Source organism: Hoyosella levis (assembly GCF_026008515.1).
Lineage (GTDB): Bacteria > Actinomycetota > Actinomycetes > Mycobacteriales > Mycobacteriaceae > Lolliginicoccus > Lolliginicoccus levis.
Window position 1 is genome coordinate 173,095 of record NZ_BQYM01000002.1, and the last position, 21,245, is coordinate 194,339.

Annotated in this window: 21 protein-coding genes; 11 read left to right on the forward strand and 10 right to left on the reverse strand. The window is 68.3% G+C overall.

Features of this window, described 5'->3' with window-relative positions:
- Nucleotides 1–172: 172 nt before the first annotated feature.
- Entirely contained in the window at nucleotides 173–1,828 is a 1,656-nt protein-coding gene (locus tag QC765_RS02965; RefSeq protein WP_278312930.1) for an RNA polymerase sigma factor, read from the reverse strand.
- 160 nt (nucleotides 1,829–1,988) lie between these two features.
- Entirely contained in the window at nucleotides 1,989–2,819 is an 831-nt protein-coding gene (ppgK, locus tag QC765_RS02970; RefSeq protein WP_278312931.1) for a polyphosphate--glucose phosphotransferase, read from the reverse strand.
- A 104-nt stretch (nucleotides 2,820–2,923) separates the two neighbouring features.
- Here ppgK and QC765_RS02975 point away from each other — a divergent pair, with 104 nt between their 5' ends.
- Nucleotides 2,924–3,808, forward strand: coding sequence for an inositol monophosphatase family protein (locus QC765_RS02975; protein WP_373876655.1), 885 nt, complete (start codon nucleotides 2,924–2,926; stop codon nucleotides 3,806–3,808).
- Between the two features lie 258 nt (nucleotides 3,809–4,066).
- Here QC765_RS02975 and cei read toward each other — a convergent pair whose 3' ends face one another.
- Nucleotides 4,067–4,714 carry an envelope integrity protein Cei gene (gene cei / locus QC765_RS02980; RefSeq protein WP_278312933.1) on the reverse strand — a complete coding sequence of 216 codons (648 nt, stop codon included), beginning with the start codon at nucleotides 4,712–4,714 and terminating at the stop codon, nucleotides 4,067–4,069.
- 436 nt (nucleotides 4,715–5,150) lie between these two features.
- Between cei and QC765_RS02985 the strand changes: the two genes are divergently transcribed.
- Nucleotides 5,151–5,450, forward strand: coding sequence for a DUF4193 domain-containing protein (locus tag QC765_RS02985; RefSeq protein WP_192037813.1), 300 nt, complete (start codon nucleotides 5,151–5,153; stop codon nucleotides 5,448–5,450).
- Between the two features lie 171 nt (nucleotides 5,451–5,621).
- Here QC765_RS02985 and QC765_RS02990 read toward each other — a convergent pair whose 3' ends face one another.
- Complete coding sequence (locus QC765_RS02990) at nucleotides 5,622–6,098, reverse strand: DUF3093 domain-containing protein (protein WP_278313123.1); 477 nt, start codon at nucleotides 6,096–6,098, stop codon at nucleotides 5,622–5,624.
- 109 nt (nucleotides 6,099–6,207) lie between these two features.
- Between QC765_RS02990 and dut the strand changes: the two genes are divergently transcribed.
- The 4 genes from dut to QC765_RS03010 all read left to right on the forward strand — a co-directional run bounded on the left by dut (nucleotide 6,208) and on the right by QC765_RS03010 (nucleotide 8,686).
- Complete coding sequence (dut, locus tag QC765_RS02995) at nucleotides 6,208–6,693, forward strand: dUTP diphosphatase (RefSeq protein WP_278313124.1); 486 nt, start codon at nucleotides 6,208–6,210, stop codon at nucleotides 6,691–6,693.
- 109 nt (nucleotides 6,694–6,802) lie between these two features.
- Nucleotides 6,803–7,534: a DUF3710 domain-containing protein gene (locus QC765_RS03000; RefSeq protein WP_278312934.1), complete on the forward strand. Its 732-nt coding sequence runs from the start codon at nucleotides 6,803–6,805 to the stop codon at nucleotides 7,532–7,534.
- Between the two features lie 208 nt (nucleotides 7,535–7,742).
- Nucleotides 7,743–8,216 carry a CD225/dispanin family protein gene (locus tag QC765_RS03005; RefSeq protein ID WP_278312935.1) on the forward strand — a complete coding sequence of 158 codons (474 nt, stop codon included), beginning with the start codon at nucleotides 7,743–7,745 and terminating at the stop codon, nucleotides 8,214–8,216.
- Between the two features lie 14 nt (nucleotides 8,217–8,230).
- On the forward strand, nucleotides 8,231–8,686 hold the full coding sequence (locus tag QC765_RS03010; protein WP_373876656.1) for a DUF2752 domain-containing protein: 456 nt from the start codon (nucleotides 8,231–8,233) through the stop codon (nucleotides 8,684–8,686).
- A 203-nt stretch (nucleotides 8,687–8,889) separates the two neighbouring features.
- Here QC765_RS03010 and QC765_RS03015 read toward each other — a convergent pair whose 3' ends face one another.
- Both QC765_RS03015 and QC765_RS03020 read right to left on the reverse strand, forming a co-directional pair.
- Nucleotides 8,890–9,582 (reverse strand): alpha/beta hydrolase, encoded by a 693-nt coding sequence (locus tag QC765_RS03015; protein ID WP_278312936.1) that lies wholly within the window; start codon nucleotides 9,580–9,582, stop codon nucleotides 8,890–8,892.
- Between the two features lie 36 nt (nucleotides 9,583–9,618).
- On the reverse strand, nucleotides 9,619–11,835 hold the full coding sequence (locus tag QC765_RS03020; RefSeq protein WP_278312937.1) for an MMPL family transporter: 2,217 nt from the start codon (nucleotides 11,833–11,835) through the stop codon (nucleotides 9,619–9,621).
- A gap of 153 nt (nucleotides 11,836–11,988) precedes the next feature.
- Between QC765_RS03020 and QC765_RS03025 the strand changes: the two genes are divergently transcribed.
- Complete coding sequence (locus QC765_RS03025; RefSeq protein WP_278312938.1) at nucleotides 11,989–13,797, forward strand: penicillin-binding transpeptidase domain-containing protein; 1,809 nt, start codon at nucleotides 11,989–11,991, stop codon at nucleotides 13,795–13,797.
- 274 nt (nucleotides 13,798–14,071) lie between these two features.
- The gene (locus QC765_RS03030; RefSeq protein WP_278312939.1) at nucleotides 14,072–14,392 is read left to right on the forward strand and encodes a DUF4333 domain-containing protein; all 321 of its coding nucleotides are present in this window, start codon (nucleotides 14,072–14,074) and stop codon (nucleotides 14,390–14,392) included.
- A 96-nt stretch (nucleotides 14,393–14,488) separates the two neighbouring features.
- Here the strand turns inward: QC765_RS03030 and QC765_RS03035 are convergent, their stop codons facing one another.
- Nucleotides 14,489–14,797 carry a hypothetical protein gene (locus QC765_RS03035; RefSeq protein ID WP_278312940.1) on the reverse strand — a complete coding sequence of 103 codons (309 nt, stop codon included), beginning with the start codon at nucleotides 14,795–14,797 and terminating at the stop codon, nucleotides 14,489–14,491.
- 154 nt (nucleotides 14,798–14,951) lie between these two features.
- Here QC765_RS03035 and QC765_RS03040 point away from each other — a divergent pair, with 154 nt between their 5' ends.
- The 3 genes from QC765_RS03040 to dxs all read left to right on the forward strand — a co-directional run bounded on the left by QC765_RS03040 (nucleotide 14,952) and on the right by dxs (nucleotide 19,043).
- Entirely contained in the window at nucleotides 14,952–15,593 is a 642-nt protein-coding gene (locus QC765_RS03040) for a DUF3159 domain-containing protein (RefSeq protein WP_278312941.1), read from the forward strand.
- Complete coding sequence (locus QC765_RS03045) at nucleotides 15,590–16,957, forward strand: class I SAM-dependent RNA methyltransferase (protein ID WP_278312942.1); 1,368 nt, start codon at nucleotides 15,590–15,592, stop codon at nucleotides 16,955–16,957. Before QC765_RS03040 ends, QC765_RS03045 begins: the two co-directional genes overlap by 4 nt.
- Nucleotides 16,958–17,072: 115 nt before the next feature.
- On the forward strand, nucleotides 17,073–19,043 hold the full coding sequence (dxs, locus tag QC765_RS03050) for a 1-deoxy-D-xylulose-5-phosphate synthase (protein WP_278312943.1): 1,971 nt from the start codon (nucleotides 17,073–17,075) through the stop codon (nucleotides 19,041–19,043).
- A gap of 26 nt (nucleotides 19,044–19,069) precedes the next feature.
- Here dxs and QC765_RS03055 read toward each other — a convergent pair whose 3' ends face one another.
- The 3 genes from QC765_RS03055 to QC765_RS03065 are packed head-to-tail and all read right to left on the reverse strand — an operon-like array spanning nucleotide 19,070 to nucleotide 21,240.
- Nucleotides 19,070–19,366, reverse strand: a complete 297-nt coding sequence (locus tag QC765_RS03055) for a hypothetical protein (RefSeq protein ID WP_278312944.1) — start codon at nucleotides 19,364–19,366, stop codon at nucleotides 19,070–19,072.
- The gene (locus QC765_RS03060; protein ID WP_278312945.1) at nucleotides 19,363–20,640 is read right to left on the reverse strand and encodes an HRDC domain-containing protein; all 1,278 of its coding nucleotides are present in this window, start codon (nucleotides 20,638–20,640) and stop codon (nucleotides 19,363–19,365) included. Before QC765_RS03060 ends, QC765_RS03055 begins: the two co-directional genes overlap by 4 nt.
- 60 nt (nucleotides 20,641–20,700) lie before the next feature.
- Complete coding sequence (locus QC765_RS03065) at nucleotides 20,701–21,240, reverse strand: DUF3000 domain-containing protein (protein WP_373876657.1); 540 nt, start codon at nucleotides 21,238–21,240, stop codon at nucleotides 20,701–20,703.
- Between the last annotated feature and the right edge of the window lie 5 nt (nucleotides 21,241–21,245).

Below are 21,245 nucleotides of genomic sequence, written 5' to 3' on the forward strand. Positions count from 1 at the left end.
ACCTGGGGTTCGGCGATGCGATCGTGGACCCCGGGGGGTCGCGGGATCGCATCTCCTGTCATAGGGATAGACGAACGGGAGGCCCGCATTGTTCCCGGACCACCCCTCAGTGTGATATCCAGCACAGAGGTGGGGTGATCCTGGCGGTGAATCCTCGCTCGTCGTGGGGATATCAGTCCAGGTAGTCGCGCAGCACCTGGCTGCGGCTCGGATGGCGCAGCTTGGACATCGTCTTCGACTCGATCTGCCGGATCCGCTCGCGCGTCACCCCATACACCTGCCCGATCTCATCGAGGGTGCGCGGCTGACCGTCGGTCAGGCCAAAGCGCAGCCGCACGACACCTGCCTCGCGCTCCGAGAGCGTCTCGAGCACGGACTGGAGCTGGTCCTGGAGCAGGGTGAAGCTCACCGCGTCGACCGCGACCACTGCCTCGCTGTCCTCGATGAAGTCACCGAGCTGGCTGTCGCCCTCATCGCCGATCGTCTGATCGAGGGAAATGGGCTCCCGCGCGTACTGCTGGATCTCGAGCACCTTCTCCGGCGAGATGTCCATCTCCCGGGCAAGCTCCTCGGGAGTGGGCTCCCGGCCAAGGTCCTGCAGCAGCTCGCGCTGTATGCGACCGAGCTTGTTGATGACCTCCACCATGTGAACAGGGATGCGAATGGTCCGGGCCTGATCGGCCATCGCCCTGGTGATCGCCTGGCGGATCCACCACGTCGCATACGTCGAGAACTTGTAGCCCTTGGTGTAGTCGAACTTCTCCACCGCGCGGATCAAGCCCAGGTTGCCTTCCTGGATGAGGTCCAGGAACGCCATGCCGCGGCCCGTGTAGCGCTTGGCCAGCGACACCACTAGGCGCAGGTTCGCTTCGAGCAGGTGGTTCTTCGCACGGTTTCCATCGCGCATCACCCAATTGAGGTTCTGTCGCGCTTGCGGGCTCGTGCGCTCGCCCGCCTCGGCGGCGCGGCGCAGCTTCTCCACGGCATACAGGCCGGCCTCGATGCGCTTGGCAAGCTCGACCTCCTCCTCCGCGTTGAGCAGCGCGACCTTGCCGATCTGCTTGAGGTAGGCGCGCACGGAATCCGCGGATGCCGTGAGCTCGGCATCCTTGCGGGCCTGCCGCAGGGCCTCGGACTCCTCCTCGTCCCACACGAAGTCCGAATCAGTCTCGGTGGACTTCTCCTCCTTCTCGGCGGTCCGCTTCGTAGCGCGCCGCTTCGGGGCAACGGGCTCGTCGACGTCGGCGAGGTCCGGCTCGGCGATCATGTCGTCGGTCGGCTCCGCCTCGACGGCCTCCTCGTCACTGGTGTCGGCCACATCTGGAGCCGCGCCAGCCTTTGCGGGAGCAGCCTTTGCCGCAGCCTTCTTGGCAGGGGCACGCTTTGCCGGTGCCTTCTTGGCGGGCGACTTGCGCGCGGCCGTCTTGCGGGCAGGAGCGGCGACCGGCGTGCCGTCCTCCGTGCTCGCGCTCTCCTCGACCGCCTCGCTTGTAGAAGCAGCGGTGGCCTTGCGGGCGGTGGCCTTGCGCGCCGGCGCGGTGCGTGCCGTTGACTTCGAGGGTGCCGTGGTGCTGCCATCGCCCGCGGTGCTGCTCGCCTCGGGCTGGGCAGGATCCTCCGTCGGCAGAACGGGCGCGTCCGCAGCGATCGTGGCCGCATCGGCGGCGGCTCCAGGCGCGGCCTTCTTGGCGACCGTGCGCTTGGCGGCCTTGGCCGGAGCCTTCTTGGCCGGAGCCTTCCGGGCCGCGGTGCGCTTCGGCGCCGACGCTGGTGCCGTGCCGGAACCAGATGCGGAATCGGCAGAACTTGGGGTTTCAGTAGATGCCACGTACGCCCTTTCGTGACTTCGTCGTGCGGCGGCAAGCCAGGCGATCCTCAGCGGGATCTGGCTGGCGAAAAGTCCATGTGAATGAGCCCGCGAAAGCGAGACGCGTTCCATTGTAACGATTCCAACAGGTGGAACGGTGCGCGATGGCGATTCGCCACGCCTACAGCGCCGAATCCTGGCGTGCTGCGAGGGCTGCCCCGACGATGCCAGCGGTGTTCCGCAGCTCCGCTGGAACGATGCGAGTGGCCACCTCGACCAGGGGCAACCACTTGTGGGCCTTCTTGCTCACACCGCCTCCGACGATGAACAGATCAGGGGCAAACAGTGCCTCGTAGGCCCGCAGCACCGCTGTGACCTCGACGGACCACTCTTCCCAGGACATTCCGCTGCGCTCGCGGACCGAGGCCGCGGCACGATGCTCCGCCTCGGCACCACCCACCTCGAGATGCCCGAGCTCGGAGTTGGGGACGAGAACGCCGTTGTAGAGCAGCGCGGAACCGATCCCCGTGCCAAAAGTCAGCATCATCACCAGGCCCCGCGCGTCCCGGCCAGCCCCGAGCTGCTGCTCGGCGAGCCCCGCGGCATCCGCGTCATTGAGCAGGGTCACCGCGCGTCCGCCTAGCGCTGTGCCGAGCACCGCGCGGGCGTCCAGGCCGATCCAGCGGGGATCGATGTTCGCCGCTGTATGCGTGACGCCATCCTTGACCACCGAGGGCAGCGCGACACCGACCGGTCCATCCCAGCCAAAGCCATCCACGATCTCCGCGATCGTCCCCGCAACGGCCTCGGGCGTCGCCGGCTGCGGCGTGTCGATCCGGTGGCGCTCCGAAGCAAGCTCCCCCGTCGCGAGGTCGACCAGCGCGCCCTTGACGCCGCTCCCGCCAACATCGACACCGAGCCCGAGATCCTGGCCCGGCGTTCCAGACGGCGCGTGCTCCGGACGTGCAGCGGGGGCGGGGGGAGGCGCGGATTGACGAGCATCATCGTGCATGGTCTGGCTCCCGGTGTGCGGACGGCAAGAGGGACGGAACATTCCAGACGATCACTGTATCCGGGTGGACGCCCTGGTGGCGCGGACCCGTGCGATGCACCACGATGGTCTGCGTGCCGGAATCCAGCAGCCATGAAGACCACGTGCCATCGCGGAATGATGCGGAGGCCCTTCGCGCCATCGCCGAGCAGCTCGCCGCGGAGGCCGCCGCGCTCGTCCGCCAGCGCCGTGCCGAGGTGATCGAGGGGCAAGCTCGTGACGGTGCCGTCAGCACCAAGTCCACCTCCACCGATCCCGTCACCATCGTGGACCAGGAATCCGAGGAGCTCATCCGATCAAGGCTCGCCGCGCTCAGGCCCGAGGACACCATCCTCGGCGAGGAAGGTGGCGGGGCCGCATCCGCATCCGGAATCCGATGGGTCATCGATCCGATCGATGGCACCGTCAATTTCCTTTATGGCATCGACGCCTACGCGGTGTCGATCGCGGCGCAGCTCGACGGCATCAGTATCGCTGGCGCGGTCGCTGACGTGCCCGGGCGACGCATCTACTCCGCCGCGCGCGGCCACGGGGCCTGGCAGCGCGATTCCGTGGGCGAACCCGTCCGCCTGCACTGCACTGCTGAGACCACGCTCGGCCACGCGCTCGTGGCCACCGGGTTCGCCTACGACCCGGCTAGGCGCGCCGAGCAAGGCAGTATCGTCGCGCAGTTGCTGCCACACGTCCGGGACATCCGCCGCATCGGATCGGCCGCGATCGATCTCTGCCTCCTCGCGGCCGGGCGTGTCGACGCCTACTACGAGCATGGCCTCCACCCCTGGGACTGGGCAGCAGCGAGCCTGATCGCGGAGGAGGCGGGCGCGGTGCTCGTGACCCCGCCGGCGGTGTCGTCCGGCAGCGATGGAGTTCTCACCATTGGTGCCGCGCCCGGGGTGGCTGACGCGTTCCATAGGCTGCTCAGCGATCTGGACGCCCTCCGGGCTCTCTGACCCGCGCGATAGCGCTGGCCGTTGTCCCGCGCAATAGTGCTTGCCGCTGTCCCGCGCGATAGTGCGAATTACGTCAGGTTCTTGCGCGAACACTGACGTAATTCGCACTATCGCGGTCCACGGAGGCCCACTCGCGGTCCGTGGAGGCCCACTCGCGGTCCGCGGAGGCGCACTCGAGGCACGGAGGCACATGCCAGCACGCTCATGCCGCACAGCGCAGCGCTGGCGGCCTGGTTCGCGCCCCAGAGGCCACTGGGCCTAGCAGAGAGCCGCGCGGGCCTTCTCCACGAGCTCAGTGGTCGGCCCGCCACCCTCGCCCGAGCGCAGCAGCTGGATCACTGCCTCGCCCTCGGGAGTGGGGGAGATATCACCGAAATAGGTGCCTAGCGAGAGATCGACGGTGGTGTCCTCGCGACCGTCCTCGATGAGCTCCACGCAGGGTGCCGCTAGCCATAGCGCGCTCGCGGCAGCACGGCCCTCTGGCCCGAACCGGATCTGGCCATGGCACTGCATGTTCTGGTCCGTGTAGATGGGGTCATTGCCGGCCTGCACATCCGCGGCCGGCTGGTAGCCGAGCTCGCTGAGCTGCGCGGCGACTGCCGATGCCTGTCCGACCTCGCCATTGGCGTTGTACACCCGGACCTGGGTAAGGCGCAGTGGCGCGGGCGGCACCTGGGCGAGCTCATTGCGGGAGAACGGCTCGCCGAGCGGCGGCGACCCAGGGGGCGGGGCCGGACAATCGATCGCGTTGACCGGAGGCTCCTCCAGCGAGACTGCCCTGATCCATACCACGGCAACGGCCCCGAGCAGCAGGAGCAGCACGACGATCGCGGGGATGCGGCGTCGATGCTTGTAGGGCCTGCCGTTGGGGTCGGTGGAGTGGGCTTCGGTGATCTGTGAGACCACGGTGCTTGGGTTCCTTTCCGCAGCCGACCTGGTTCGCCAGCACCGAGTGCTGGCATCGAGAGTGTAGCCGCGCATCGGCTTGCAGGTGCTGTGCTGGCGCCGGCTCGTTGCGACTTCTGTGGGCAATCGGGCGCATGTCGTGGAATTGCTCGGCAATCCGGCGGATTGTCGGCTATTGTCTGGCGGCCAACACTTGTCGTGCGGCGCGCGGACGAGGCATGGATCACAGGTGGTGGGGAGCGGTCCGGGCATAAATCGCCCGGATGTTGCGTTCTTCCACCACGCGCGTACTCTGTGCCCGATCATTGCGACGGCATGCTCGTCGCGGGAGCAGCGCAGGGTATGCGTTGCGGAAATGCGTGGTCGTGCTCATGTGTTGCACGGGGTGCGGGCACCAGCGTCTGGAAACAGCGCAACTGGATAGGGGATGTGAAAGATGCCTACTGATTACGACGCGCCGAGGCGCAGCGACGCGGACGAGCTGTCCGACGGCTCGCTGGACGAGCTGACGTCGCGCCGTGGCGAAGCACAATCCGCAGTGGTCGATATCGATGATGCGGACACCGCGGAGTCGTTCGAGCTGCCTGGAGCTGACCTCTCCGGGGAGGAACTCTCGGTCCGGGTTGTCCCGAAGCAGGCCGACGAGTTCACCTGCTCGAGCTGCTTCCTCGTGTTCCACCGGAGCCGCCTCGCGAGCACTGAGGGCGGCCAGATGATCTGCCAGGACTGCATCTGATCCCTGGCAGGGTGCGGTCCGGGCGACCGCGCGCGGCGGGGTAGCTGCCGACGGGATTCCCGCGGTGCTGCCCTCACGCGACTAGATGCGACCTTGCGCGCGGAATGCTCTGCGCAGCCAGAAGGCCCTGCGCAGCCAGAAAGCCCTGCGCAGCGGGTTGCGCCCAGCAGGTCAATCGCGGGGGCGATGCCCCTGCAGCGCCGCGACGAGTGCATCCGGATTCCGGGTGCTGACGAGCCAGTAGGGCGTCGGGTCCTCAGGATCATCAAGCACGACGAGGACTAGCGAGCCGACCCATGGCCGGTGCACGACATACGCACTCGGATCGAGCTGCCGACCCATCGCCGCCTGCTTCGCCGAAGGCGGGATCGCGGCGACGCGGTCGATCACGGAGAGTGGCAGCCGCGCTTTTCCCGCATGCAGCATGGCTTGGCCATCGGCGCCAGCCGTTACCGCGATCTCCGTGCGGGACATCCGCCACAGGAGCCACAGCGGAACGGGTGCAAGGATGAGGAATGGCAGCGCCGTGGGCAGGCTTCGGATGCCGATGGCGAACTGCATGGCGACGAGCGCCGCGGCAGCGAGGCCGAGCGGCCACCACCACCACGGGACCCACAGGTGCTCCCGGAACGTCCCTGCGCGCGGGATCGGCGCGTCCTGATCGTCGTTCACGGCGGGCTCGTGGGGCACGTGGGACTCGCGTCCCGTGGATTCATTGCTCGGCACCCTTCACAGGGTAGTCTCGCCGGTCGTGGACATCGAAACCCCAGCAGGCAACCGCACGGATATCGTCGTTCCGCTGCGCCGCCTCGACGCAGGCATCCCGGTCCCGCAGCGGGCGCACCACGGCGACGCGGGAGCGGATCTTTGCTCCACCGTGGATATCGTCATCGAGCCGGGCGAGCGTGCCCTCGTGGGCACCGGGATCGCCGTGGCACTGCCCGTCGGCACCGTCGGGCTGATCCACCCTAGGTCCGGGCTAGCAGCACGGACCGGGCTATCGATCGTCAACACTCCGGGCACCGTGGACGCTGGATACCGCGGCGAGATCAAGGTGTGCTTGATCAATCTCGATCCGCGGGAGCCCATCCATGTCCGGCGCGGTGATCGCATCGCCCAGCTGATCGTCCAGCGCGTCGAGCTCGCCGAGTTCGCAGAGGTCGCGTCGCTCGATGACACGACACGCGGCGCGGGCGGATATGGTTCCAGCGGTGGCCACGCGAGCCTGGATGCGCCCGCGTAGGCTGGCGGCCATGGCGAGCGCGGTGACCGTTTTCGCGCCGGCTCCCCAGAAGCACGCTCCCAGGGCAAGTCCCCTGGGCAGGATTGGCGATCCCAGGAAGGGACTTCACGTGGGCTTTCTACGCCGCAGCAAGAACTCCGATGGAAGCGATGAGCCGACAGCGTCGGCGGGTGCCGCTGAGGCGGCCGCTCCGGAGCTGGTCGACCAGCAGTCAGACCGGTCCGATGGACCGTTCGATGCGTCGGAGAAGGACGTCGCCGCGGATGATCCGAAGCGGCTGAACCTCGGCTCGGTGTCGGTGCCGATCCCTGCGAGCGGTCAGGTACAGGTCGAGATGGGGCAGGGCGGCGAGGTGCAGGGCGTGCATCTCGCGACCCAGCATGGGCGCATCACGGTGGTCGCGTACGCTGCTCCGCGATCCTCGGGCCAGTGGCTAACGGTCAGCGGAGAGCTTGCCGAGTCCCTCGCGACCGATGGCGCCACCATCGATTCCGAGGAGGGGCCGTGGGGGGCCGAGGTGATCGCGCGCACCGAGAAGGCTGATATCCGCTTCATCGGCGTCGATGGCCCTCGCTGGATGATCCGACTCGTGGCGGCTGGCCCAGCGGGCACGGGAGCGAGCGATGGGGACCTCGCTGGCCTCGCGCGCGAGGTGCTGCGCGGCACGGTGGTCACCCGTGGGGATTCGCCCTTGCCGGTGCGCACGCCGCTGCCGATCACCTTGCCGAAGGCGCTGCACCAGCAGCTCATCGCGATGCAGCAGCAGCAGGCGGCGCACGCCGCCAAGCGCAAGGCCTCGGATGGGGAGCAGGCGCAGCCGGGCGGACAGGCGCAAGCCTGATCAGGACCTTCGCGCGACCGGTTGCTGCGGGGATGGCCGTGGTGTGGCTCATCACATAAGTGCTATCCCCGGATGAACGAGGTCCGATAGTGTTCCTGGGAAATCACGTGGCGGCACCTGGAGGGGGTGGCGTCGCGATCGCAGGGACGCGCGCCGAGAGCCTGGACTGCTTCCAGAACAGGGGCGTCGTCCGTGATCATCAGGGGGAATGATGAGCAATGAGTCCACCAATCCCGGCTACCCGGGCGATGATGCCAACGGCGCATCCGGCCAGGATCCGCATGGCTATCCAGGTTGGCCTACCGGCGATAGTGCCCACGCGCAGGGCCAGCCCCAGTACGGACAGCCTTACGGCCAGCGGCAGCCTTACGGCCAGGCCCCCGGGGGCGCGGGCAGCTATGGCGCACCGCCGGACAATGGCCTGGTGTGGGGCATCCTCGTCACCGTTCTGTGCTGCCTGCCGCTGGGAATCGTGTCCATCGTGAAGGCCTCGAACGTCAACAGTCTCTGGGCGATGGGCCATTACGCGGCGGCGCACGAGGCAGCGGCCGAAGCGCGGAAGTGGGCCAAGATCGGTGCGATCGTCGGCGGTGTCTTCTACGCGCTGATCGTCGTGTTCTATGTCCTCATGTTTGTGTTCCTGTTCGCGGCGTCCGCATCAGCGGGCTACTCGACGTACTGAGCCTCGCTGTGCCTATGGTCATGGCCGGGCCCGGAGCAGGGACGCGATGGGCCACCCTGCGTCGTGCGGCGAGCGCGCTGGCAGCGCCCGCCGGGGTAGCGCTGGCGGTGAGCGCGGGGTGCATCGCGGTCAACTGGGCGGATCCGACCACGCCTGGAGGCGTCATCCAAGAATGCCCCAGCAAGATGCTGTTCGGCGTCAACTGCCCTGGGTGCGGCTCCACACGCATGGTGTACTCGCTGATCCACGGTGATCTCGGTGCTGCTGTCGCGTACAACGCGGTAGGTGTCGCCGCGCTGATCCTGCTGCTATGGAGCTACGGTGCCTGGACGGTGGGGCTGCTACGCGGTCGGTTCGTGCGTAGCTGGCAGCACCTGAGATGGGCGCCGCTGCTCGTTCTCGGAGTGGTCCTGGCGTGGTTCGTAGTCCGGAACATTCCCGTGGAGCCGTTCGTCTCGCTGCGTGTCTAGGGGTTCACACTCGTGGGCGATTTGGCGGGGGCCGGATTCATGGCGGCCGGATTCGACCGCGACCGCAGCGTCCTGCCGCACCGCCATCACGGTCGTAAACGCGATAGAAGCTGCGGAAAATCGAGGTCGGTTTCTATCGCGTTTGGCAGGTTCCGGTGCTTTTGCCCTCGCGCAGCTCACCGCTCAGCCCACCGCGCCGCCAGCTAGCGGCTTTCGAGCGCGGCGAGGGCGGTGAGCGTGGCGGTGCCGAGCACGGCGGGATCCTCGCCGATCCGCGCCAGCGGAAAGGTCTCGATCCGGCAGTTCTGGAGATGCTTGCTCCATTCGATCGCTGCCGAATAGGGATGGATCGGATCATCAGTGGCCGCAGCGATGCCGACCGGGCAGTCAACGCTGGAGAGCAGCTGGGCATCGAGGTCCGCGAAAGCTGCGGCAGCGCGGAGCGAGCCGGGCAGCCCGGGCCAGAGTTGTCTCCACGATGCTTCGAGCTCGTCCGCGAGCCATGGCGGGCTCGAGGCACGCATGCCCGCAATGGTTGCTTCCAGGCCGTCCTGGTCGAGGTTGTTCGCGGTGAGCGTGGCGCTGAGCGCGGCCGGCGCGCCGTCGGAGCTGCCGAGCCAGGCCGGAAGGGCAGCGAGGACTCCTGCCGCATGCCCGGGGTTGCGCGCGGCCCAGGCAGCACCGAGCGCGGCCCCGAGCGAGACCCCGCCGACAAGCATTTCCGAGTGGGTCGCCGCGATGGCATCGAGCTGCTCGAGCGCGGACTCGATGGGGTTCGTGGGGTCCGGCTCGATGGCGATGAGCGTGATCCCGGCCGCCGCGAGTGGCCCCGCGAACGCTCGTTGCACGAACGCGGCCCGCGATCCGGTCCCGGGCAGCAGCGCAGCAACGCGCATGGTCTCCCTCCGTTCCTGGTCGGCTGGTGGCCGCTGCTAGTGGTCGCTGATCGCGAAGCGCTGGTAGATCGCTCGTGCGGGCCGGGGCAGCCACCAGCTCGATTCGCCCATGAGCTTCATCACCGCGGGCACGAGCAGCAGGCGGATCACCGTGGCATCGAGCACCAGGGCCGTCACCATGCCGACCGCGAGGATGCGCATCATGGGAATGCTGGAGATGCCGAACGCGCCGATCACCAGGATGAGCAGCAACGCCGCGGTGGTGATGATGCGCCCGGTGTGCGCGACTCCTGTGGCGATGGCATCCTCGGTGCTGGCGCCGCGACGTCGGGCCTCGGCGATGCGGGAGACGAGGAATACCTCGTAATCGGTGGAGAGTCCGAACAGCACGGCGATGATGATGACGGTGACCCCGACATCGAGCGGCGCGGGAGTGACGCCGAGCAGATCGGCGCCGTAGCCGAACTGGAAGATCGTGACGACGATGCCGAGCGAGGCTCCGAGACTGAGCAAGCTCATCAGCACGGCCTTGACGGGAAGCGCGAGCGAGCCGAACGCCAGGAAGAGGATCACCAGTGCTGCGCCAGCGATGACGAGCAACATGATGGGCAGCGTGGCGCGGGTGGCATCGACGGAGTCCACGGCCTGGGCATCGGAACCGCCGACGAGGATCTCGAGCCCCTCCGGTGGCGTGACGCCACGGATATCGCGGATGGCTTGCTGGGCCGCTTCGCTGCCTGGTGGGTCAGCGAGGGTGGCCACGAGCACGGTGTAGTCGGCGTGGCTGCCGGGCGAGCGGACCGTGGTGACGCTGCCGAGCTGCTCGATGCGGTCGGCGACGAGCCCCACCTCGTCCGCGGGGGGAGGCTCGCTGCCACTGGTCGTGCGGGCGAGGACGTAGGCGTTGCTCGCGGTGATGGCGGGAAACTCCTCGGCGAGCATCTCGGTGGCGATGCGCGAGGGTTCGTTCTTCGGCAGGGAACGGGCGCTGAACTCGCCGAAGTTGATCGCGAGCGCGGGAATGCTCGCGACGATGAGCACGAGCAGGATCGGAGCGGCGATGGTGCGGGGTCGGCGCATGACCCACCGCGCGAGCCGCTCGTAGCTCGCGCTCGCACCGTGATTCGTGGAGCGCCGGAGGCGGTGGCTGGCGATCCGCGTGCCCAGGATGGCCATGGCCGCGGGGATGACGGTGAGGGCCAGCAGCATCGCGATGGCCACGGAGGCCATTCCGCCGAGCGCGAGCGATCGGATGAATGGCTGCGGGAACAGCATCATCCCCGCGAGCGCGAGGATCAGCAGCGACCCGGAGAACAGCACGGTCATCCCGGCGGTGGCCACGGTGGCGCGGACCGCTGCAGGGACGTCTCGGCCACGCGAGATCTCCTCGCGGAAGCGGGACACGAGGAACAAGCTGTAGTCGATGGCCATGCCGAGCCCGAGCAGGATGGACATGTTCAGGGCGAAGGCGCTGATCTCGGTGCTGAAGGAGATGACGCGCAGGATGCCCATCGAGCCGAGGATGGCCAGGCCACCGGTGAGGACGGGCAGGGAAGCGGCAGCAAGGCCACCGAAGACGATGACAAGCAGGATCAGCGTGAGGGGGATGGCGGTCCCCTCGGCGATCGCGAGGTCCTTCTGCGCGCGAGCATTCATGGCCTCGCCCATCGCGACCATGCCGCCGACGCTCAGCTCGGCGCCGTCCACCGGGAGGGAATCCCGGATGGCCGCGTAGTTCGCGAACAGGTCCTCCACGGAGTCCCCGGCGAGCTTGATGGTCGCGACGCCGCTCTGCTGGTCGGCATCGGAGAACGCGGAAAGGGCGCTAGCGGCCGCGTCGCGCGCGGTAGGGTCCACCGGTTGCGGCTGCCCGGTGACCTGCCCGCGCATCATCTCGGTGAATGCCTGCTGCTGCTCGCGCTGCACCGACCAGTACGACGTAACGCCGCGCACCTGCTCGGAGGGCAGGGAGTCCAGGGTGTCGTTGATGCGCCTGGCCAGTCGCGGATCGTTGATACCCCGGGGCGAGGGCGTGGTGTAGACCAGCACGAGGTCGGCATGCTCGACGAGCTCGGTCTCCCCGAGCAAGGCCGCGACACGCACGGACTCGCTGCCGTCGGGCTCGTAGCCGCCCTGGGAAAGCTTCGCGAAGACGCCGATCCCCCAGATCCCGCCCGCGAGGATCGCGATGGTGGTCGTGATAGCGATGAGCCATCGCCTGCGGACCAGGATGGTGCCCCAGCGTGCGAGCAACGTGTCCTCCGGTTCTCTCTGCGCATCGCGCGAGGCCAATGGACCGTACGTGGATAGCGGTGCGGTCGCTCAACGCTGAATGACGCTACCGGAATTCTGGGCGGGATAGTGATAGCGGTCGACAGCGGCGCATCGACGTGCTGCTATTGACCCATGCCAGCATTGTCGAGGACGCGCCCGGCACGGCGGCGGTGGGCACCGGTGGTGCCGCTGATCGCTGCTGCCGCGATGCTCATCACGTCGTGCGGACTGTTCACCGATGAGACTGCCGAGACTCTCGAAGCGTTCGCCGATGCGCTCGAGACCGGTGACGCCGCAGGGGCAGCAGCGCTGACGACAGATCCCGTGGCCGCGGAGAAAGCGCTGCGGGCCAGCCTCGATGGAATGAGCGCTGATTCGCTGCGCACCAGCGTCGAGGTGACGGAGGATTCGGGTTCCCTGGCCACTGAGTGGGATCTCGGTGAGGGGCGAATCGTCACCACCGAGGGCGAGGCCACCGTGGTCGACACCGCCTCGGGGCCACGCGTCGACTGGTCGCCCTCCGTGCTCGACACCCGCCTCGAGGCCGGGGGCCGCCTCCTGTACGCCGATGTTCTCGACCTCGATACGCCGATCGTCGACCGTTCTGGTGAGCCGGTGATGACCTGGCAGCCTGTTACCGTCGTCTCGATCGACCCGGACGCCGCGGAGACCGCGGGGATCGGCGTGGTGGCGGCCGAGGTGGCTTCCCTGGTCAATCCCGTGGCGCCCTCGGTCACGGCCGGTGCGCTCGCCGAGGAGCTCGCGGATGCTGGTGGCAACTATGTCGTGGTGACCCTGCGTGGCGAGGACATCGCTCCGATCCGGGACGCGCTCGCCGCTATCGACAGTGTGGGGCTGGCCGATCAGGCGCGCTTGCTCACGGCCCGCCGCGACATGACGTCCCCGGTCTACCAGCAATTGCCCGAGGCCTGGCGGCGAATCCTTGAGCGGGGTGCTGGGTGGTCGGTGACGATCGACAATCCGGACGAGTCCATCCCAGTTTCGGGGGAGGAGCCCACCGAGGTATCCGAGATCTCCACCACTCTCGACCTGGGCGTGCAGCAGGCCGCCCAGGCCGCGGTCGAAAGCAGCGGACAGCCAGCGATGATCGTCGCGCTCGAGCCCGTGACGGGCGAGGTCCTCGCCGTCGCGCAGAACGAGTCGGCGAGCTCGCAGGGACCGGTCGCCCTCACGGGCCAGTACGCGCCAGGATCGACTTTCAAGATCGTGACGACCTCGGCGGCCCTCGCGGCGGGCATCACCAATCCTGACGAGGTGCTGCCCTGCCCAGGGATCGCCACCATCGAGGGCCGGACCATTCCCAACGATGATCAGTTCGACCTTGGCCAGGTCCCGCTGCGCACCGCTTTCGCCCGGTCCTGCAACACCACCCAGGCAATGCTGGCCGTCGAGCTCGCGCCCGATGCATTGACCAGCGCGGCCCGATCGCTGGGCATCGGTGTGGATCTCGAGATCCCAGGCCTGACCACCATTACTGGCAGTGTCCCCATCACCGAGGGTGGCCCGGCGCGCGTCGAGGCCGCCATCGGGCAGGGCGAGGTTCTCGCGAGCCCCTTCGGCATGGCGCTCGCGGTCGCATCGATCAGCAACGACGGCGAGATGGTGATGCCTGGTTTCATTGATGGCGAGGCCACGACCAGCGATAGCAACCCGCCGCGACTTCCCGCAGCAGTGGCAGAGTCGATCCGCGACATGATGCGCGAGACCGTGCGCAGCGGGACGGCGACCGCGCTAGCGGACATCCCTGGGCTGGGGGGCAAGACGGGGACTGCCGAGGTAGCGGGAGCGGCGGCGAATGGTTGGTTCGTTGGCCTCACCGACGACGTGGCGTTCGCGACGCTGATCGTGGGCGCGGACACATCGGCGCCGGCAGTGTCGATGTCCGGCACATTCCTCCGGGCTGTTCCCTCGGGCTCCTAGGCCCGCCCCGAGCAACAAGCCCCGAGCAACAAGCCCCGAGGGACAAGCCCCGAACGACAACCCCTGAGCGACACGAGAGCTACCAATGTCCAACAGGTTAACGGTATGGCTGTAGGGTTAACCCTGCGAGGCCCCCGAGGTTGATCCCACTCCCTTGGGGGCCTCTACCCAGTTCTGGGCGACAATGTTGGCCCGCGCGACGCAACACGGTGTGCAAAACTGAACGTGGCAAATTGTCCTGATCAGAGGAATCGTCATGTTTGGATCTCGTGCAGTGACAACCCGTGTGGCCGCTAGCCTGGCATCGCTCATGGCGATCAGCGCCCTTGCCGCCTGCTCTGGCAGCATGATCATCGGCGGCAATGTCGTTGAGCAGGAAGAAGTGGCCAGCCAGATCAGTGCCGAGCTGGCCGCCCAGGTTGGTCGTGAGCCGGAGCTCGTCGAATGCCCGGATGATCTTGATGCCGAGGTCGGCGCTACGCTGACATGCACGCTCACCGACGACGGCGACGTCTATGACGTGCGGGTCGAGGTCACAGAGGTCAATGGAGACGATGTGCTGTTCGACTTCGAGGTCGAGCAGCAGCCCAGCTAGTCCGCGCTTGGGCCCGACGGCGTCGGCCCTGCCGGGGCGGAGCGTGAGCGAGCCACGCCTGCCGGGAACGCAGGCGTGGCTCGGTCGGTGCCCGTGCTAGTTGGTGTTCGGGTCGAGATCTGCCTCGCGAATCGGGACGTCCCCGTTGCCCTCGGCCGCACAGAGAGCGGTCACGGCGGCCATCGCGGCGTTGACGGCGATCGCTGCTGGCTCGGAGTCGCTGCCGGACTGCTCCTGGACGTAGGTAGAGATCGTCTCGCGCTTCTCCTCCTGCGATTGATCGGCGAACTCGGCGCACGTCGTATCGCCGCCGGAGTTGCCAGCGCATCCGGTGAGTGCCAGGACAGGAGCGGCTGCACCCGCGATGAGGAGCGTGCGCAGGCGGCGGTTGAGCTTGAATGTCATGTTCTTCACCGTTCTAGTCAATGGTCGTGCGGAATCTCGAAAGCGAGTATGCCCGGATTGCGGTTCCCGCAAACATCGTTTGGCGTGAACAGCAGCGGATTGGCATGAACTGCAGCGGATAGGACACGCGCGGCATCTATGGCACCCTTCTAGGGTGATGGAAGAGCAGCGGCAATCGCGCATGGAGCAACTCGGTGGCACGAGCGGCCTGATCCAGTCGACGGTGCCGATCGTGGTCTTCATCGTCGTGAACACCATCGCCGGGCTCACCATCGCGCTGTGGGTCGCGCTCGCATCGGCGGCAGCGGTCCTCGCTTGGCGCCTGGTGCGCAAGGATCAGATCCAGCCAGCGATCTCGGGCTTCATTGGTGTGGGCATCGCGGCGTTCATCGCGCACCGCACGGGCGAGGCGAGGGGCTTCTTCCTCTTCGGCATCTACACCAATCTGGCCTACGGATCGGTGTTCGCGCTGTCGATGCTGCTGCGATGGCCGCTCGTGGGCGTCATCTGGAGCTTCCTGAGCGAGAAGGGCACGGATTGGCGGCGCAGCAGGGTGGCGCGGCGCTACTACGATCTCGCGACCGGCGCGTGGGTTCTGGTGTTCGCCGCCAGGTATCTCGTGCAGGCCCACTTGTATGACACGGACCAGACAGGCTGGCTCGCGTTCGCGCGGCTGTCCATGGGATGGCCGCTCGCGGCCCTGGCGTTCGTGGTGACGGTGCTTGCTGTGCGGCGCGCGGATCGCGCCCTCGAGCAGGAGGCATCCCTAGATGATGAGCAAAGGACGGAAACATGACGCGCCGATCCGGGCCGGGCGGCCAGGGCAGCGACCACGACCAGCGACGCGAGCCGCGTGATCCTGGGTGGGCCGGCCGCGAGGTGGACGTGGTTCTCGGCGACCCCGCGCACGGCGGGTTCTGCGTGGCCCGGCACGAGGGCCGCGTCGTGTTCGTCCGCCACGGCATCCCGGGCGAGCGCGTGCTGGCCCGGGTGACCGAGGACCGGGGCGGCGGCTACTGCTTCGCGGCGGTCACCGAGGTGCTCGAGCCCTCGGAGCACCGGGTCGAGCCACTCTGCCCCGTAGCGACTGGCGACGAGGCGGATGCCGGGCCGAGCGATGGCGCGGGCTGCTGCGACCTGTCCCACATGGATGCGGTGGCGCAGCGTGACTGGAAAGCGCGCGTGGTCGAGGGCCAGTTGCGCCGCATCGCCCACATCGACCGCGCCGTGCAGGTCGAATCGCTGCACGAGGAGGGCGAGCCGGAGCTCACCGGCTGGCGCACCCGGGTGCGGCTCGCCGTGGACCGGGAGGGCAACGCGGGCTACCGCCGCTACCGGGGCAGCGAGGTCATCGCGGACTTGAGGTGCCCGCAAGCGATGGCGGGGCTGCTCGACGGGATCGGCGAGCGCGGCTGGCGACCGGGCTGCGAGCTCCTTGTTGTCGCGGACTCGTCGGGGCAGCGGCACATCGTGGAGACGGTCACGGCACCTGACGCGCGGGGCCGGGCGAGCGCGGCCCAGAGTGGTTCGCGGCAGCGTGCCGCATCGCGGCGGGCGCGGGCGGCCCATCGGAGCGAGGTGCGGATACTCGAGGGCTCGGGCGATACCGCGCAAGTGGTGGGCGAGACAGCGTGGGAGGTGCCGGCGACTGGATTCTGGCAGGCGCACCGCCATGCCGCCGAGCGGTATAGCGCGGTGGTACGCGGCTGGAGCACGGCTGGTCCTGGCGATGTCGCGTGGGACCTCTACAGCGGGGCAGGCGTGTTCGCGCACGTCCTCGCCGAGCAGGTTGGCCCCAGCGGGCACGTGGAGGCCGTCGAGGCGGACGCGCGTGCTGTCGCAGCGGGGGAGCGGGCACTAGCAGGGATGCCCCAGGTCCATTTCCATGCGTTGCCCACGGCCCGTGCCCTCCCGGAACTCACGGCACGCCCCCGCGTCGTCGTGCTGGATCCGCCGCGGGCGGGCGCGGGGCGCGAGGTGATCGAGCGGGTCGCGGCAGCCGGGCCGGACCGGATCATCCACATCGGGTGCGATCCCGCGGCGTTCGCGCGGGATTGCGCGTTGTATGCCGAACAGGGCTACGAGCTCGCCGACCTGCGGGTGCTCGATGCCTTCCCGTTGACTCACCACATGGAATGCGTGGCACTGCTGCAGCGGTGACGCGGCAATCCCGCCCATCGAATGGAACCGCGGGGTTGAATCCGTAGACTGGGGGGACCGTGGTCGCGAGGGCGGCCACGGGAAGCGGATGCCACAAGACGAATGGAGTGTCTCGTTGGGGCTTCTCGATCGCGTGCGAACACCCAGTGATCTGCGGGACCTCACCCCGGGCCAGCTCGTGGTCCTTTCCCGGGAGATCCGGGAGTTTTTGGTGCGCAAGGTAGCGGCGACCGGTGGGCATCTCGGACCGAATCTTGGCGTGGTCGAGCTGACGCTGGCGATGCATCGGGTCTTCGACTCCCCGAATGACGCGATCCTGTTCGATACGGGCCACCAGGCGTACGTGCACAAGATCGTCACGGGGCGGGCGGACCAGTTCGACACCCTGCGCAAGCGCGGCGGCCTCTCGGGGTACCCCTGCCGGGCGGAGAGCGAGCACGACTGGGTGGAGTCCTCGCACGCTTCCGCGGCCCTGTCGTATGCCGACGGGTTGTCGAAGGCGTTCGAGCTGTCCGGGCAGCGCGCCCGGCATGTGGTGGCAGTGGTGGGAGATGGTGCCCTCACCGGCGGAATGTGCTGGGAAGCGCTGAATAATATCGCGAGCGCCGATCGGCCCGTAGTGATCATCGTCAATGACAATGGCCGGTCCTACGCTCCCACGATCGGTGGCCTTGCCGAGCATCTCGCGGCGCTGCGCCTGCATTCCGGGTACGAGAAGGTCCTTGAGAGCAGCCGCAAGGCGATCAAGGGCATCCCGCTCGTTGGTGATACGGCCTACGCGATGCTGCACGGCATGAAGGCCGGCATCAAGGACGCGGTGAGCCCCCAGACGATGTTCTCCGACCTGGGCGTGAAGTACCTCGGTCCGGTCGATGGCCATGACCTTCATGCCATGGAGGCTTCATTGCGCCTCGCGAAGGACTTCGGCGGTCCGGTCATCGTGCATGCGGTGACGGGCAAGGGGCGTGGCTACCGGCCCGCGGAGACGCATGAGGCCGACCAGATGCACGCCACCGGGATCATGGATCCGTTGACCGGCGCGGCCATGAGCAAGCCGATCGTGGACTGGACGTCCGTGTTCTCCGATGAGCTGATCCAGCGTGCCCGCGAGCGCGAGGACATCGTCGCGATCACTGCGGCAATGGCGGGACCGACCGGCCTTGCCGCGTTCGGCAAGTGCTACCCCGATCGCATGTTCGATGTCGGCATCGCGGAGCAGCATGCCGTGACCTCGGCCGCCGGACTTGCCATGGGTGGCATGCACCCGGTTGTGGCGGTGTACTCGACGTTCCTCAACCGCGCTTTCGACCAGTTGCTGATGGACGTGGCGCTGCTGGGGCAATCGGTGACGCTCGTGCTTGATCGCGCGGGGATCACCGGTTCCGATGGGGCCAGCCACAACGGCATGTGGGACCTATCGCTGCTCGGCATCATCCCCGGCATGCGTGTCGCGGCCCCACGTGATGCCACGACGCTGCGGGAGGAGCTGGGCGAGGCGTTGCTCGTGGACGACGGGCCGACCGCGCTGCGCTTTCCCAAGGGCCCGGTGGGCGATCCCATTCCCGCGCTGGAGCGGCTCCGCGATGGTGTGGATGTGCTGCACGGATCCCAGGGCACGCCCGCGGATGTGCTGCTCGTGGCCGTCGGGCCGTTCGCGGTGCTCGCGCTCGAGGCCGTGGCGCTCCTTCGCAGCCAGGGCATCAGCGCTACCGTGGTCGATCCGCGGTGGGTGCTGCCCGTGCCGACGAGCATCGTGCGGCTCGCTACCACGCACAGGCTCGTGGTCTCCCTCGAGGATTCCGGGGTTCACGGTGGAGCGGGCGCCGCTCTTGCCGCGGCCCTGCGCGCCGCCGAGGTGGATACGCGGTTCCGTGAGGTCGGTGTGCCGCAGCAGTTCCTGGAGCATGCGTCGCGCAGCGAGATCCTCGCCGAGCTGGGCCTCGCGGCGCAGGACATCGCGCGGCAGGTAACGGGCTGGATCGCGCGCGACGAGACGATGGCCCTGCGCAATGGCTATGCCGACGAAGCGCGAGCCGCGGCCGTTCATGAGGTGAACGCCAAGGCATCCGGCTCTCCCGGCGCCTGATCGCCAGGGTCCTCTCGGGCGGTGGGCTACCCCTCGATCGACCGGATCGGATCGCTGTCCCGGCCGAAAGTGGTGCAGAAGCCGACTATGACGACGCGAGTGCCGCTGATCTCGAGGTTCATCGGCTCCTCGCCCCCACGCTCCTCGAGGTACGCGCGCACGGTGTCGCGCTGCGCTTCCTCGTCCTGGCTGAGGAAATCAGCGCACGTGGTGTCGCCACCGCGGTTGCCGAGGATCCCGCCGGAGCAAGCCGCTACTGGGCCAACAGCACACAATGCGGCGCAGCACGCGGCCATCACGCGGGCCACCTGGGGGCGTTTCACGGGCTTCCTGCTTCCTTCTCCTCGGCAGGGACCGCCGCCTGGAGTGCTTTCTCGATGGGCTCGGCCACCAGCTCGGCTTGCCATTCCCTAGCGCCGCCAGCTCGCAGCACACTTCGGACATTAGCGACATCAAGTGGCTCGGGGGGCTCGAACGCGAGCTGCCGCACCAGATCAGAGGGCACCAGGTTCTCCACAGGCACCGCGTGCGTGGTGCTGATCGCGGTGAGTGCCTCCCGCATCGCGGTGTAGCGCTGCGCGGCATCGGTGCCGGTGCGGGGGCGCGGGGTGCCACCGCGCCCGTTGGTATCGCCGGGCAACCGGGTGGGCGGCAGTTCGGCGGCGGGGATCGCTTGGGCACGCTCGATGGCAGCGAACCAAGTCGGCGCGCGGCGGCGTTGCCGGGGGCCATTGAAGCTGCGGAGCCCGAGCAGCTCCGCGACGCTTGAGGGCTGCTGGTTCGCAGCGGCGATGAGTGCCGCATCAGGCAGGAGCCGCTTGCGAGCGATGTCGGCGCTAGCGGCGATCCAGTCGCGCTGTAGCCATAGCTCGCGGACGATGGCGAGGCCCCTGCGATCGCGCACCGTGTGAATGTTGGTGGTGCGCCGCCACCGGTGCGGATTGGTCGGGGCGGGCTCGCGGGTGCGCACCTGCTCGAACTCCTGCGCCGCCCAGCTCGCTTTGCCCTGGTCGGCCAGCTCGTTGCCGAGGATCTCGCGCAGCTCGATGAGGATCTCGACGTCGAGCGCGGCGTAGTTGAGCCAGGGGGCTGGCAGCGGGCGGCGGGACCAATCGTCGGAGCCGTGGCCCTTGGCGAGGCTGAGGCCGAGGAGCCGCTCGGTGACGGCGGCAAGCCCCACGCGCTCGAACCCGGCGAGCCTGCTCGCGAGCTCGGTGTCGAACAAGCGTGCTGGCCGCAGGCCAAGCTCGGCGAGGCCGGGAAGGTCCTGGTCCGCGGCATGGAGGATCCACTCGAGCGGATTGATGACCTCGGCGAGTGCCTCGAAGTGGCCCTCGAGGCTGATGGGGTCGATGAGAATGGTTCCCGAGCCCTCGCGGCGCAGCTGCACCAGGTAGGCGCGCGCGGAGTAGCGGTACGACGAGGCGCGCTCGGCATCGACCGCCAGCGGCCCGCTGCCCGCTGCCAGCGCATCGACCGCTGCGGCAAGGGAATCCGGGGTGGCTACCAGCGTGGGTGCCCCGTCCCGGGGCGCGAGCAGAGGGACGGGTGGCGATGTGTCGGGTTCGGGGGGATTCTCGCCCAATGATGCGCCCATGGATGGCAAGGCTACGCGATCACTGCGTGGCGGGGACGGCATGCTCGGCCCAGGCCTGGTTCATGACTGCGGGAAGCGGGTGCCGATGGAGGTGATGCCGACCGGTGGCAATCCGGCCGCGTACTCGAGCACCTCGCAGAACGCCTCGACCTGGGACTTGATCATCAACGTCTGCGACGTCCAGGAGGCCCGCATCTCGAGCTGGTGGGCCTTGGGTGGTCCAGCGATCTCGCCGAACCGGACCGAGGTGGTGGCGGTGATGGTGCCGCCCAGCGCCACATATTCCGCGGTGCGGGCCTCGAGGGCATCGTGGAGCCAGCTCCACGCCACCTCGGGAAGCAAGGAATCCTCGGCGAGCGTGGCATCGACATCAGCCTGGATGTAGGCCACGAGCCGGAGCGTGCCCTGCCATGCCTCGTCGCCCTGGGGGTCGTAGAGCAGGATGAGGCGCCCGAAGGCATCGCCGTCGGAGTACTCGCCGACGGGGTCGGTGCCCGAGTGCTTGATCTCCGCGCCGAGCGCGTAGCTGTGCGGCGCGAGCCGCTGGGGCGGCCGGATGGGGCCCAGCTTGATCTCTGGGCGCACGGCCGCGCTTGTCATGGATT